A 13,280-nucleotide genomic window follows, 5' to 3' on the forward strand; every position below is an offset into this window, starting at 1 on the left:
TATGCACAGTTATGACTATTGGCTGCTCCTCGCCTTCTTTGCCCTGGTGCTGTTGCCCGCGCCCTGGCTGGGACGTTTCTACTACAAGGTCATGGAAGGCCAGCGCACCTGGCTGACCCCGGTCCTGGGGCCGGTGGAGCGTGCGTGCTACCGGATTTCCGGGGTCGACCCACAAGACGAGCAGAGTTGGCAGAAATACACCCTGGCCTTGTTGGCCTTCAACCTGGCGGGGTTTGTCCTGCTGTTTGCCATCCTGCTGTTCCAGGGGTATCTGCCACTCAACCCGCAGAATCTTCCGGGACAGGAATGGACCCAGGCGTTCAACACCGCCGTCAGTTTCATGACCAATACCAACTGGCAGTCCTACAGTGGTGAGGCCTCCCTGAGCTACCTCAGCCAGATGGTCGGCCTGACCGTGCAGAACTTTGTCAGCGCTGCTACCGGGCTGACGGTGCTGGTTGCCTTGTGCCGCGGCATTGGCCGGCGTTCGGTGCGCACCCTGGGCAACTTCTGGGTCGACATGACCCGCGCGACTCTCTATGGCTTGCTGCCGCTGAGTCTGCTGCTGGCGTTGTTCCTGGTCTGGCAGGGCGTGCCCCAGACCTTTGCCCACTACGTGGATGCCCTGACCCTGCAAGGTAACGACCAGGTGATTCCGCTGGGCCCGGCGGCGAGCCAGATCGCCATCAAACAGTTGGGCACCAATGGTGGTGGCTTCTTCGGTGTCAACTCGGCTCACCCGTTCGAGAACCCCAGTGCCTGGAGCAACCTGTTCGAGCTGGTGTCGATCATCTTGATTCCCGTGGCCCTGGTGTTCACTTTCGGCCACTACGTCAAGGATCTGCGCCAGAGCCGCGCGATCATTGCCTGCATGTTTGCCCTGTTCCTGATTGGCGGTGCCACCTCGCTGTGGGCGGAGTATCAACCCAATCCGGCGTTGCAGAATGCTGCGGTGGAGCATGCGGCACCTCTGGAAGGCAAGGAAGCGCGCTTGGGCACCACTGCCACGGTGCTCTGGTCGGTGACCACTACGGCCGCGTCCAATGGCTCGGTGAACGGCATGCATGACAGCCTGAATCCTCTGAGCGGCATGGTGGCGCTGATCAACATGATGGTGGGGGAGGTGATCTTCGGCGGTGTCGGCGCGGGTCTCTACGGCATGCTGTTGAACGTACTGATCGCGGTATTTCTTGCCGGGTTGATGATCGGTCGCACCCCGGAATACCTGGGCAAGAAGCTTCAGGCCAAGGAAGTGCAATTGCTGGTAGTGACCCTGATGGTCATGCCCATTGGCGTCCTCGTTCTCGGTGCCCTGGCCGCCAGCCTGCCTGGCCCGGCCGGAGCCATCAGCAATCCAGGGCCTCACGGTTTCAGCCAGTTGCTGTATGCCTACACCTCAGCCAGCGCCAACAACGGCTCGGCCTTCGGTGGCTTCAGTGCCAACACCCCTTTCCATAACCTGATGCTGGGCCTGGGCATGCTGATTGGACGTTTCGGCTACATCCTGCCGGTGCTGGCCCTGGCTGGCAGCCTGGGGCTGAAGAAGCCCGCCCCCATCGGCCAGAACAGCTTTCCCACTCACGGCCCGTTGTTCGTGGCCTTGTTGACCGTGACCATTTTGCTGGTGGGCGGCCTGACCTTCCTGCCGACCCTGGCGTTGGGCCCAATCGCTGAACACTTGAGCATGGGCTTCTGAGGACCTGATGATGAATATGCATGTTCCTGCCTCGAACAAGGCTGTTGACTCGGCCGCCAAGGCCAAGCGTACCCAGGCCGAATCCTCGAGTACCGCGATCTCTGCTCTGTGGCGCCCGGCGCTGATTCAGGCCTTCGTCAAGCTCGACCCTCGCCAGTTGCAACGTTCGCCGGTGATGTTGGTGGTGGAGTTGACGGCAATCCTGACCACTGTGCTGTGTTTCGTGCCGGATACCTCGGTATCGACGTTCGTCGCGGCACAGATAGCCCTCTGGCTGTGGTTTACCGTGCTTTTCGCCAACTTTGCCGAAGCCCTGGCAGAGGGCCGTGGCAAGGCCCGGGCCGACAGCCTCAAGGCCGGCAGCGAAGGCTTGAGTGCTCGCCGTCGCACCAGCGAGGGCACCTATCAGGTGGTGCCGGCGATCAACCTGCGCAAAGGCGATGTGGTGCGGGTTGAAGCCGGGGAAATGATCCCGGGGGACGGCGAGGTGATCGAGGGCATTGCCGCGGTCAACGAGGCGGCGATCACCGGTGAGTCGGCGCCAGTGATCCGCGAGTCCGGTGGCGATCGCTCAGCGGTGACCGGCAACACCCGGCTGGTTTCCGACTGGCTGCTGGTGCGCATCACCAGCAATCCCGGCGAGTCCACCCTGGATCGCATGATCGCCCTGGTGGAAGGTGCCAAGCGGCAGAAGACGCCCAACGAAGTGGCCCTGGATATCCTGCTGATCGGCCTGACCCTGATCTTCCTGCTGGTGGTGGTGACCCTGCAGCCCTTCGCCCACTTTGCCAATGGCAGCCTGCCGCTGGTGTTCCTGGTGGCGTTATTGGTGACCCTGATTCCCACCACCATCGGCGGCCTGCTGTCGGCCATCGGCATTGCCGGGATGGATCGTCTGGTACGCCTCAATGTGATCGCCAAATCCGGGCGTGCGGTGGAGGCCGCGGGGGATGTGCACGTGTTGTTGCTGGACAAGACCGGCACCATCACCTTCGGCAACCGTCGTTGCAGCGCCATTCATCCGGCTCCCGGCGTGAACGCTCGTGAGCTGGCCGAAGCAGCATTGCTGGCTTCACTGGCGGATGACACTGCCGAAGGCAAATCCATCGTCGAGTACTTGCGGGAGCTTTATCCACAACCTGAACCGGCTCCTGAAGTCTTGACCGCCGTGCCATTCAGTGCGGAAACCCGCCTGTCCGGCGTCGATTACCAGGGCCGGATCTATCGCAAGGGGGCGGTGGATTCGGTGCTGAACTTTGTCGGCCTCAAACGCAGCGACCTGGCGCCGGCCCTGTCCCGGGAAATCGACAAAATCGCCCAGAGCGGTGGTACTCCACTGCTGGTGTGCGGCGAAGGCCGGATGCTTGGGGCCATTCACCTCAAGGATGTGGTCAAGCCGGGTATCCGCGAGCGTTTCGCCGAGTTGCGCAAGCTGGGGATTCGCACTGTCATGGTGACCGGCGACAACCCGCTGACCGCTGCCGCCATCGCCGCTGAAGCCGGGGTCGACGACGTACTGGCCGAAGCCACGCCGGAAAAGAAACTGGCGCGCATCCGTCACGAGCAGAACGACGGACGCCTGGTGGCGATGTGCGGCGACGGTGCCAACGACGCCCCGGCGCTGGCCCAGGCCGATGTCGGCATGGCGATGAACGACGGCACTCAGGCGGCTCGCGAGGCGGCCAACATGGTCGACCTGGACAGTGATCCGACCAAGCTGCTGGACGTGGTGCAGATCGGCAAGGAGCTGCTGGTGACCCGTGGCGCCCTGACCACCTTTTCCATCGCCAACGATGTCGCCAAGTACTTCGCCATTCTGCCGGCGCTGTTCGCAGCGATTTATCCACAGCTGGGCGTGCTCAACATCATGCACCTGACCAGCCCGCAGAGCGCGATTCTCTCGGCGATCGTATTCAACGCCCTGATCATCGTGGTGCTGATCCCTCTGGCGTTGCGCGGGGTCAGGGTCCAGGCCGCCAGTGCCGCCCACCTGCTGCGGCGCAACCTGCTGATCTACGGTGTGGGTGGGATCGTGGTGCCCTTTGTCGGGATCAAGCTGATCGACATGCTGCTGACCGCCTTGCACCTGGTGTAACTCGCCTGCGGCATTGAATGAATCGAGGATTGAGAAATGACTAGCGTATTGCGTCCGGCCTTGAGCCTGATTGTGTTGATGACTGTGATTACCGGCGTGGCCTATCCATTGGTGGTGACCGGTGTGGCCCAGGTGGCGTTCCCGGATCAGGCCAATGGCAGCCTGGTGCGTGATGCCCAGGGCAAGGTGCGTGGTTCGACCCTGATTGCCCAGGATTTTGTCGGTGATGCCTGGTTTCATCCACGCCCATCGGCAGGAGCCTTTGCCACAGTTTCCAGTGGTGCCAGCAACTTGGCGCCGAGCAACCCGGCCCTGGCCACGCGGGTGATCGACGATGCCCAAAAGCTCCAGGTGCCAGGTCAAGGGCCAGTGCCGCTGGCCTTGCTGACCACCTCCGGCAGCGGCCTTGATCCGCACTTGCCACCCGAGGCGATTGACTATCAACTAGCGCGGGTCGCGGCGGCGCGCAATCTGCCGGCGGCTAAGCTACAGGCGCTGGTGCAGGCACATATCGAGCGGCCGCTGGTGGGGCCGCCGGTGGTCAATGTACTGGCCCTGAACCAGGCCCTGGAGAATCTGTAAGCGCTGCCGTTCGTGCGGGTGACAGCGTCTAGCGTGCGGATTGAACCGATTGTTTTGTTGCAGAGAGATAACCCATGAGTGATTCCGGCCGCGCCGACGCGCTGCTTGCTGATCTGCCCCGGGATGGCCGCGGCCGGCTCAAGGTCTTTCTTGGCGCCGCTCCTGGCGTCGGCAAGACCTACGCCATGCTTCAGGCCGCCCACACGCAAATGCGCCAAGGGGTCAAGGTGCTCGCCGGGGTAGTGGAAACCCATGGTCGTGCCGAGACCGAAGCGCTGCTGAGCGGCTTGCCGCAGCAGCCCCTGGTGCGCTCGGAATACCGTGGGGTGGTGCTCGAAGAGATGGACCTGGATGGCCTGTTGAAGGCCCGGCCCAAGCTGGTGCTGGTGGACGAACTGGCCCACAGCAATGCGCCGGGCAGCCGGCATGCCAAGCGTTGGCAGGATATCCAGGAGCTGTTGGCGGCGGGTATCGACGTGTTCACCACGGTCAACGTCCAGCACCTGGAGAGCCTCAACGATCAGGTGCGCGGCATTACTGGGGTCCAGGTCCGCGAGACGCTGCCCGACTGGGTGCTGCAGGAAGCCTATGAATTGCTGCTGGTGGACCTGCCGCCGCGGGAGCTCCTGGAGCGCCTGCGGGACGGCAAGGTCTATGTACCGGAGCAGGCGCGGGCGGCCATCGATGCCTTTTTCACCCAGACCAACCTCACCGCGCTGCGGGAGTTGGCGATGCAGACTGCTGCGGCCCAGGTGGATAACGACCTGGCCCTGGGCTATCGCCAGTTGGGGCAGGCGGCCCCGGCGGTGCGTGGGCGTTTGCTGGTGGGCATTGATGGCGATGCCCAGGCCGAGCGTCTGGTGCGTCATGCCAGTCGTGTGGCCCAGCGTCGGCATTTGCCCTGGAGCCTGGTGCATGTGGACAACGGCCGGCTGCGGGACGAGCAGTCGCGCCTGCGCTTGCAGGCGGCGCAGCAATTGGCTGAGCGCCTGGGCGGGGAGGTGGTTCTGCTGCGGGCTGGCGAGGTGGCCAAGACCCTGATCCAGCACGCCAGCGAACGCCGCGCCAGTCTGTTGCTGGTGGGGCAATCCAGCCGCCGCTGGCGTCGGCGCTGGTTTGGTGGTGGCCTGGCGGCGCGCCTCTTGCGTAATGCCGATGGCCTGGAAATCAATGTCCTGGACAGCGAGCCACAACCCCATCAGCCGGGTTTGCGAGCCAAGCATTCGCTGTTGTGGTTCGACTATGCCCTGGCGCTGTTGGCGACCGTGTTGGCCAGTGCCCTGGCCTGGGGGGTGGCCAGTGTGCTGCCGTTGCCGAACATTTCCCTGGTGTTTCTTGCCGCAGTGTTGCTGGTGGCCGTGCGCAGCAGCCTGGGGCCGGCCCTGGCTTGCGCGGCGCTGTCGTTCTTGAGCTATGACTTCCTGTTTATCCCGCCGAGTTTCTCTTTTGCCATCCAGCGTGAAGAGGATGTGCTGACTCTGCTGTTTTTCCTACTCATGGCTGCGCTCACCGGCAACCTGGCGGCGCGCCAGCGGCGGCAGTTGCAGGCCCTGCGCGAGACCCAGGAGGAAACCGGTGAACTGTTGGACCTGTCACGCAAGCTCACCGCTGCCACTGACCGGCAAGCGGTGATCAGTGCCGCAGCCCAGCACCTGCATGGGCGTGATGAGTTGCGTATCTGCCTGCTCAATCGCGACGGGCAGGGGGGCTGGAAAGTCGAAACCGGTGGCTCGCCGCAGTTCTCCGAGGCTGAGCGTGCGGCGGCCGATTGGGCCTGGCAGCACGATCAGCCTGCGGGGCTGGGGACCGGGACCTTGCCCTTCGGGCGTTGGTGGTGGTGGCCATTATCGGTGGATGACGGCCCCTTGGGGTTGTTGGGTGTCTGTCCCAGGGAAGGCGAAGAGTTCAGTGGCCAGCGTCGCCGCCTGCTCACCGCCCTCAGCCAGCCTCTGGCCCAGGCGCTGGCTCGGGCGCGTTTGGCGGAGGATTTGGAGGCGGCGCGACTGCGCGGTGAAACCGAACAGTTACGCAGTGCCTTGCTGGCCTCTGTGTCCCACGATCTGCGCACACCGCTGACTTCGATGCGCGGCAGCATCGACAGCCTGTTGGCGCTGGGGGAGGCGATTCCCCTGGAAGACCGGCGTGAACTCCTGGAAGGCACGCGGGATGAGGCCGAGCGCCTGGATCGCTACATCCAGAACCTCTTGGACATGACCCGGCTCGGCCATGGTGCGTTGAAACTGGCTCGCGACTGGGTCGCGCCTGGGGACATAGTCGGCAGCGCCCTGAACCGCCTGCGTGCGGTGCTGGCGCCGCTGCAGGTGAGCACCGAATTGCCACCGGACCTGCCGTTGCTCCATGTGCATGCCGCCCTGATCGAGCAGGCACTGGTCAATGTCCTGGAGAACGCCGCACGCTTTTCGCCAAACCAGGGGCGCCTGCAACTCAAGGTCAGTGCCGATGAGCATGAATTGAGCTTTGCCGTCAGCGATGAGGGCCCGGGGATTCCCGAAGAGGAGCGGGCGAAGATCTTCGATATGTTCTATACCGCTGCCCGTGGCGATCGGGGAGGGCAGGGAACGGGGCTGGGCCTGGCGATTTGCCAGGGCATGGTTGGTGCCCACGGCGGGCATATCAGTGTCGCCGATGGCATTGACGGCCATGGCACCTGCATCACCTTGCACTTGCCATTGCAAACCCAGCCGGAGCTTGAGCAGGATCTGTGAATACCTGTAGAACGCAGTCATACCTCGTAACGCAAGCGCTACCGGGATTACCGGAGCAGCCTTGCGCTACTCTTTTGCCTCTTATTTGTCTTGAATTGAACCCATGAGCCAGACCGCGACCATCCTGGTCATCGACGACGAGCCGCAGATCCGCAAGTTCCTGCGCATCAGCTTGGCGTCCCAAGGATACAAAGTGATTGAAGCCGGTACCGGTACCGAGGGCCTGGCCCAGGCGGCACTGAACAAGCCGGATCTGCTGGTGCTCGACCTGGGGCTTCCGGACATGGATGGCCAGCAGGTACTGCGCGAGTTTCGTGAGTGGTCGACGGTTCCCGTGCTGGTGCTTTCGGTGCGTGCCAGCGAGGTGCAGAAGGTCGAAGCCCTGGACGGTGGCGCCAACGATTACGTGACCAAGCCTTTCGGCATCCAGGAGTTCCTGGCACGCATCCGCGCCCTGTTGCGCCAGGCGCCGGTGGGGGAGGTGCAGGAAGCGGCGTTGCAAGTTGGGCCGCTGACGGTGGACCTGGCCTATCGTCGGGTACTGCTCGATGGCCAGGAAGTGGCCCTGACGCGCAAGGAGTACGCTGTGCTGGCGCAACTGGCACGACACCCCGGTCGGGTGATCACCCAACAGCAGCTGCTCAAGGACATCTGGGGGCCGACCCACACCGAGGACAGTCATTACCTGCGGATCGTGGTCGGGCATTTACGCCAGAAACTGGCGGATGATCCGACCCAACCACGGTTCATCGTCACCGAGGCGGGGGTTGGCTACCGTCTCTTGGGGAGCGAGCCCTGAGCCTTAGAGGGCTGGAATGTCGGGGCTTGCTATTGTTCCTGTTCGTAGCGGTCCAGGGTATCGCTGGCGATTTCACGACCCAGGGCGATCAGTTCCGGGGCCTTGTAGAACTCGAAGAACCGGCACACACGCTTGGGTACGTTGATCAATATGTCCGGTGGATAGCCGGCGATCTTGTATTGGGCCAGGGACGTCTGCATGACCTCGAAGCTCTGGTTCACCAGGTCCAGTAGCGAGGCCGGACCGACGTTGTCGATGATGAACGAACCGCTGGCGGACTTGGGCGCGCCGTCGGTTTCTGGCGCAGCAGCCGGTTGCTGGGATTCCGGTTCGGCACCTTCGACCCAGGGATTGATCTCGGCGGCTTGGCTCTTGAAGGCCTCCTGTTCCAGCAGCAATAGTTGTTCGGCCTGTTTACGTCGGAACGGCAGGTGCGAGCCCAGGGAGTTGATCAGGCTGTCAAAGCGGCTTTTGAACGCCGGGGGGCGCTGGATCACCGGTAACTGATAATGGCGCTGGTTGGTGGAGTTGAGGTTGACCGCGATGATCAGGTCGCAGTGGCTGGAGACCACTGGCACGATCGGCAGCGGGTTGAGCAGACCGCCGTCCACCAGCATGCGGTTACCCTGCATCACCGGGGTGAACAGGCTTGGGATGGCTGCGGACGCGCGCATGGCTTGATGCAGGCAGCCTTCCTGGAACCAGATTTCCTGTTGGTTGGTCAGGTCAGTGGCTACCGCGGTGTAGGGAATGCGCAGCTCTTCGATATTCACTTCACCGACGATCTTGCGGATCTGGCCGAAGACTTTCTCGCCGCGAATCGCCCCCAGGCGGAAACTCACGTCCACCAGGCGCAGTACATCAAGGTAATCCAGGCTTTCGATCCACTCCCGATACTCGGCGAGCTTGCCTGCGGCATAGATGCCGCCCACCACGGCGCCCATGGAGCAACCGGCGATGCAGGCGATGTCATACCCGCGTCTTTCGATCTCCTCGATGACCCCGATATGGGCGTACCCGCGAGCGCCTCCCGAGCCGAGGACCAATGCGACACGTTTGTTCATGATTCGTCCCTTCGCCAAACAGGTTGCAACAATGCACCCATAGCGGCCTGGGGTTCAATTGCTGATGTAAGGCCGGACCTGTCCGGTGTTTTTTCCTTGGGGGGGCTCGGGCCGCGCGGCTATGCTCCTGCGGCTATATTTTCCAAGGGTTGCGTCAGGCACTTTTTTACGCGGCCATCGTCTTACCCTGTACGACTGTTTTCTTTTCTTGAGGTGTCATTGATGAAAGCCTGGATCTGCTTGCCCCTGATGGCATTGGTACTGACCGGTTGCGCAGGCAAGACCGCCTACCGGGACAGCTGTGGCACTCAGCTGGACGCCGCCTGGCGCGAGCTGGACCTGGCCAAGGCTGAAGGTTTCGCCGGCACTGTGAGTTATTCAAAGGCCTTGTCGTTGCTGACGGGGGCCAAGACTCAGCAGCAATTCGAAGCCTTTGAAGGGTGCACCAAGAAAGCCGAGAAGGCGCGCTTCTATATTCGTGAGTCCCGCGCCGGGCGCTGAGCCGCGCCAGCCGCTACGCTGAAGCGGTGAATCTCCACCCTGGACCCCAATGATATGGCGCAACGCCGTTCTTGGGCCTGGGGTGTCATTCTTGAGTCGGATAAGCCCACATCGGGCTTGTGAGCCGTATTGGGGAAAGCCTGATGTCTGCCTTGGTTGATCGATTGGTGGTTCAGATCCTGAGCCTGGAAGTGAGCTTGCTGGCTTGTCAGGCGCGGCTGGCTGCCGCCACTGATGCCGAGGCACTGCATGACTTGCGTATCACTGTGCGCCGCTTGCGCAGCTTGTTGCGTCCATTGCGCGGTTTGCCTGGTGTCGAGCAGTTGGAGGCTGCAGCCAGTGAGGTGGGACAGCTGACGACGCCGATTCGTGACCGCGAAGTGTTGGCCGCTTATCTGTATCAGCATGGCCTGCATGCTGCCGCCGAGCGTCGTACCGCTCAGTTGCAAGGGGAGTATTCGGCGATCGCCGCCGGGCCGCCGTTGGCGCAGTTGTTTCTGGTACTGGATGCGTTTCCGCGGTTTCTACGGGCCTCCGAACGTCAGGGTCTGCTGCGTGGTTTACGAGGAAAGATTGAAAAACGCTTGTCCAAGCAGTGGAAAGCCCTGGGTGAGGCGTTGCGTGATCCCGCCCACGACCGGCATCGCCTGCGACTGTTGATCAAGCGTGTGCGCTACGCCGCCGATGCATACCCCGAACTGGATCGTTTGCCACCCCAAGCCATGAAACGCCTCAAGGCAGCCCAGGGGGCATTGGGGGATTGGCATGATTGCTGGCAATGGCTGGCTCAGGCCGAACAGCAGATGGACTTGCTGCCCTGTGTCGCCACCTGGCGTAAAACCATGCACAAGTCCCAGGCCCGCGCCGACCAGGTACTGGACAAGCTTCATGGCGATTGCTTCAGGAACTGACTACCGTTGTGCGGCTTATCTGTCCGCTGCTTTGGCCAGAATAGTGGCTGTGCGGCTCTGCGACGCTGGTTAAGATCCTTGAGTCTATTTTTTGCCCCTCGAGGTTTTCATGCGTTTTTACGATTTGCTTGAGGCCGTACGCGGCCAGCCCCAGGCGTTGACCATTCCGCCCGAGTGGGCTCAGGGGCGTGCCAGTTTTGGTGGCCTGGTGGTTGCCTTGCAGTACGAAGCGATGCGGGCCAAGGTCCCGCTGGACCGGCCGGTACGTTCCTTGGCGGTCACCTTTGTCGGCCCAGTGTCACCGGATGTACCGGTCAGTTTTGAAGTGGATGTGCTGCGCGAAGGCAAGGCTGTCAGCCAGGTGCTGGGACGCGTCATGCAGGACGGCCAAGTGGTGACCCTGGTGCAGGGCAGCTTTGGCGCTTCCCGCGAGTCTGTGGTCAGTGTCGGCGCACTTCCGGCGCCTGAGATGAAGCATTGGGAGGAGTGCCAGGAACTGCCCTACATCAAGGGCGTGACGCCGGAATTCATGCGTCATTTGGCAATGCGCTGGAGCATCGGCGGCATGCCCTTCACTGGCAACCGTTCCCGGGACATGGGGGGCTGGGTGCGCCTGCGGGGGGATGTCAAAGAGGAGCCGGTGACCGAGGCGCATATCCTGGCGCTGGTGGATGCCTGGCCGCCGGCCCTGTTGCCGCATTTGAACAAGCCAGCGGCGGGCAGCACCCTGACCTGGACCATCGAATTCGTCCAGCCGTTGTTGTCAATCAGCACCCTGGACTGGTGCAAGTACCGGGTGGAAATCGAGCATGCCCGTGATGGCTACGGGCACGCTGCCGCCGCGTTGTGGAGTCCTGAGGGGCAACTGATTGCCCTGAGTCGGCAGACGGTAACCATCTTCGCCTGATCCGTCAGTGACGGTGGCGTTGCCGCCAGGCGCGCCACCAGGCACCGCTGAGGACAAAGCGTGGAAAGGTCACGAACTGCTCCATCAGGAGGCGTTGCACTGCATCTTTGCGATCGCTGAATGGTTCGCCGGCTTGTGCCTCCAGGCTATGGCCGTGACGCTGCAAACCGAGGGCAGCCAGCACTCCGAGCACGCCAATGGCCAGGCTCAGGAAACTCAGGGAGAACACTCCCGAAGCAATCAGCAGAAAACCGACAATGAACAGCGGGACGGCGATCAGGTGCAAAACCAGGTTGGTCGGATGCTGGTGGCTGTGCGGGTAGACGCGCCATTGCCAGGCGGGGAGGTTGGGGTGACGTTTGCCCATGATGATCATCCTTAGTGCTTGAAAACTCATGGACTAAGAATAGGGCGCAGTCGGTTTGGCGGCGAATCAAGGCTGGCTATCGGTTCGATAGCCAGTGGGGTGAGGGCAGGTGGCTGCTACGGGGTAGCGGCTCATGCTGGCGGATCAGAGCTTCAACTGGCCGATGGCCTTGCTCAATTCGCCGGCCAGGGTCGCCAGTTCACTGCTGGTCGTGGCGGAAGCAACGGTCTGTTGCACGGTGTTTTCGGTAACATCGCGAATGCTGACCACCGCTCTATTCATTTCTTCGGCCACCTGGCTCTGCTGTTCCGCGGCGACGGCGATCTGAGTGTTGCTTTCGCGCATCTGTGCCACCGCGCCGGTGATTTCCGCCAGTGCCGCCCCGGCTTCCTGTGCCTGTTGCACGCAGTCGTCTGCTTTGAACGAGCTTTCCTGCATGAAGTCCACTGCATCGCGGGTACCGGCTTGCAGGGCGGACACCATGCCGGTGATTTCGTCGGTCGAGGCCTGTACGCGTTTAGCCAGGTTGCGTACTTCATCTGCCACCACGGCAAAGCCGCGACCCATTTCGCCGGCCCGTGCGGCCTCAATGGCGGCGTTGAGCGCCAGCAGATTGGTTTGCTCGGCGATGCTGTGGATGACGTTGACCACGCCGTTGATTTTCTGGCTGTCCTCGGCGAGTTTCTGAATCATCTCGGCAGTTTGTTGCACGCCACTGGACAGCCCTGCGATGGATTTCTGCACTCGGCCGACCACTTCATGGCCAGTGCCGGCCAGGGTGTCGGCAGTTTGCGACAGGTCACGAGTGGCACCTGCATGCTGGGCAATGTGGTAGACGGTGGCGGACATTTCGTTGATGGCGGTGGCGGCCTGATCGGTTTCGCTCTGCTGGCCGAGCATGCCGTGGCGTACATCATTCATGCTTGAGGCTAGGCGCGCGGCGCCCTGATCCAATTGGCGAGCGGTATTGGCCACGGTATTCACCACCCGTTGGTAGCCGGCCTGCATGGCGTTGAACGCGCTGGCCATCTGGCCCACCTCGTCCTTACAGGAGAGCGGTACGCGGGCAGACAGATCACCGGTCTTCTCAACATGCAGCATGACGTCCTTGAGGGTATTGAGTTGGCTGAGGAGAAAGCGAATCAGCAACTGCGAGGCGCAGAGCATGGCGAACATCAGGATGAATACGGCCGCTGCATAGTTGGTGAAGCGGTCACTGAAGACCTGGGCCAGGCTTGGAGCGCGGGCCAGGACTGCAACCTGCTGGCCGTCGGCGCGATGGACGACTTCGGCGCCCAGCAACGGGTTGGTACCGAACAGCGGCATGTGGTTGATCTCGATCCAGCCGTTCGCGCCGTTCAGCTCGGGCAACGCCTGGTCGTTGAAACTGGGCGTCTGTCCCTGGGAGAAAGTCAGTAGGTGTTCATCGGTGGGCAGGGGCTGTCCTGCAGGCCAGGCATTGAGCAGCAGGGCCTGGCTATGGGCGGCGGCCTGGGCGGTCTGGCTACGTGCCTGCTGCTCCAGTTGCACGGCGTAAAGCACCAATAGCAAGGTGGTGACAAAGGCGACCGCATTGACCGCCCAGAATTTGTATTTCAACGAGATATTGCTAAGCCAGGCACCCATAGAAGG

General features: G+C 62.4%; 11 protein-coding genes. 8 read left to right on the forward strand and 3 right to left on the reverse strand.

Annotated features, from left to right (window positions below; translation table 11 throughout):
• The first annotated feature begins 1 nt into the window (after position 1).
• From kdpA to Q8O96_RS09695, 5 genes are all read left to right on the forward strand, one after another.
• Positions 2–1,696 carry a potassium-transporting ATPase subunit KdpA gene (gene kdpA / locus Q8O96_RS09675; RefSeq protein WP_305948715.1) on the forward strand — a complete coding sequence of 565 codons (1,695 nt, stop codon included), beginning with the start codon at positions 2–4 and terminating at the stop codon, positions 1,694–1,696.
• Between the two features lie 10 nt (positions 1,697–1,706).
• Positions 1,707–3,791 (forward strand): potassium-transporting ATPase subunit KdpB, encoded by a 2,085-nt coding sequence (gene kdpB / locus Q8O96_RS09680; RefSeq protein WP_102880457.1) that lies wholly within the window; start codon positions 1,707–1,709, stop codon positions 3,789–3,791.
• 36 nt (positions 3,792–3,827) lie between these two features.
• A complete protein-coding gene (gene kdpC, locus Q8O96_RS09685) occupies positions 3,828–4,373 on the forward strand; it encodes a potassium-transporting ATPase subunit KdpC (protein WP_102860871.1) in 546 nt (181 codons plus the stop codon).
• 74 nt (positions 4,374–4,447) lie between these two features.
• Positions 4,448–7,099, forward strand: coding sequence for a sensor histidine kinase KdpD (locus tag Q8O96_RS09690; RefSeq protein ID WP_305948716.1), 2,652 nt, complete (start codon positions 4,448–4,450; stop codon positions 7,097–7,099).
• 103 nt (positions 7,100–7,202) lie between these two features.
• Positions 7,203–7,898, forward strand: coding sequence for a response regulator (locus Q8O96_RS09695; protein ID WP_102860873.1), 696 nt, complete (start codon positions 7,203–7,205; stop codon positions 7,896–7,898).
• 29 nt (positions 7,899–7,927) lie between these two features.
• Here the strand turns inward: Q8O96_RS09695 and Q8O96_RS09700 are convergent, their stop codons facing one another.
• Positions 7,928–8,962, reverse strand: coding sequence for a patatin-like phospholipase family protein (locus Q8O96_RS09700; protein WP_102880454.1), 1,035 nt, complete (start codon positions 8,960–8,962; stop codon positions 7,928–7,930).
• Positions 8,963–9,184: 222 nt separating this feature from the next.
• Between Q8O96_RS09700 and Q8O96_RS09705 the strand changes: the two genes are divergently transcribed.
• The 3 genes from Q8O96_RS09705 to Q8O96_RS09715 all read left to right on the forward strand — a co-directional run bounded on the left by Q8O96_RS09705 (position 9,185) and on the right by Q8O96_RS09715 (position 11,281).
• Positions 9,185–9,463, forward strand: coding sequence for a hypothetical protein (locus Q8O96_RS09705; RefSeq protein WP_102860875.1), 279 nt, complete (start codon positions 9,185–9,187; stop codon positions 9,461–9,463).
• A gap of 143 nt (positions 9,464–9,606) precedes the next feature.
• The gene (locus Q8O96_RS09710) at positions 9,607–10,374 is read left to right on the forward strand and encodes a CHAD domain-containing protein (protein WP_110653170.1); all 768 of its coding nucleotides are present in this window, start codon (positions 9,607–9,609) and stop codon (positions 10,372–10,374) included.
• Between the two features lie 109 nt (positions 10,375–10,483).
• Complete coding sequence (locus Q8O96_RS09715; protein WP_102860877.1) at positions 10,484–11,281, forward strand: acyl-CoA thioesterase II; 798 nt, start codon at positions 10,484–10,486, stop codon at positions 11,279–11,281.
• Positions 11,282–11,285: 4 nt separating this feature from the next.
• On the opposite strand, the gene Q8O96_RS09720 is transcribed toward Q8O96_RS09715, so the two are convergent.
• Both Q8O96_RS09720 and Q8O96_RS09725 read right to left on the reverse strand, forming a co-directional pair.
• Positions 11,286–11,648, reverse strand: coding sequence for a terminase (locus tag Q8O96_RS09720; RefSeq protein ID WP_102861005.1), 363 nt, complete (start codon positions 11,646–11,648; stop codon positions 11,286–11,288).
• 144 nt (positions 11,649–11,792) lie between these two features.
• Positions 11,793–13,274, reverse strand: a complete 1,482-nt coding sequence (locus tag Q8O96_RS09725; RefSeq protein ID WP_102860878.1) for a methyl-accepting chemotaxis protein — start codon at positions 13,272–13,274, stop codon at positions 11,793–11,795.
• Between the last annotated feature and the right edge of the window lie 6 nt (positions 13,275–13,280).

The sequence above is a fragment of the Pseudomonas sp. LPH60 genome (genome assembly GCF_030718165.1).
Lineage (GTDB): Bacteria > Pseudomonadota > Gammaproteobacteria > Pseudomonadales > Pseudomonadaceae > Aquipseudomonas > Aquipseudomonas danubii.

Bases quoted from the DNA above. Each gene is read 5' to 3' on its own strand.
- kdpA (WP_305948715.1), top strand. From the start codon at position 2: ATGCACAGTTATGACTATTGGCTGCTCCTCGCCTTCTTTGCCCTGGTG.
- kdpB (WP_102880457.1), top strand. From the start codon at position 1,707: ATGAATATGCATGTTCCTGCCTCGAACAAGGCTGTTGACTCGGCCGCC.
- kdpC (WP_102860871.1), top strand. From the start codon at position 3,828: ATGACTAGCGTATTGCGTCCGGCCTTGAGCCTGATTGTGTTGATGACT.
- Q8O96_RS09690 (WP_305948716.1), top strand. From the start codon at position 4,448: ATGAGTGATTCCGGCCGCGCCGACGCGCTGCTTGCTGATCTGCCCCGG.
- Q8O96_RS09695 (WP_102860873.1), top strand. From the start codon at position 7,203: ATGAGCCAGACCGCGACCATCCTGGTCATCGACGACGAGCCGCAGATC.
- Q8O96_RS09700 (WP_102880454.1), bottom strand. From the start codon at position 8,962: ATGAACAAACGTGTCGCATTGGTCCTCGGCTCGGGAGGCGCTCGCGGG.
- Q8O96_RS09705 (WP_102860875.1), top strand. From the start codon at position 9,185: ATGAAAGCCTGGATCTGCTTGCCCCTGATGGCATTGGTACTGACCGGT.
- Q8O96_RS09710 (WP_110653170.1), top strand. From the start codon at position 9,607: ATGTCTGCCTTGGTTGATCGATTGGTGGTTCAGATCCTGAGCCTGGAA.
- Q8O96_RS09715 (WP_102860877.1), top strand. From the start codon at position 10,484: ATGCGTTTTTACGATTTGCTTGAGGCCGTACGCGGCCAGCCCCAGGCG.
- Q8O96_RS09720 (WP_102861005.1), bottom strand. From the start codon at position 11,648: ATGGGCAAACGTCACCCCAACCTCCCCGCCTGGCAATGGCGCGTCTAC.
- Q8O96_RS09725 (WP_102860878.1), bottom strand. From the start codon at position 13,274: ATGGGTGCCTGGCTTAGCAATATCTCGTTGAAATACAAATTCTGGGCG.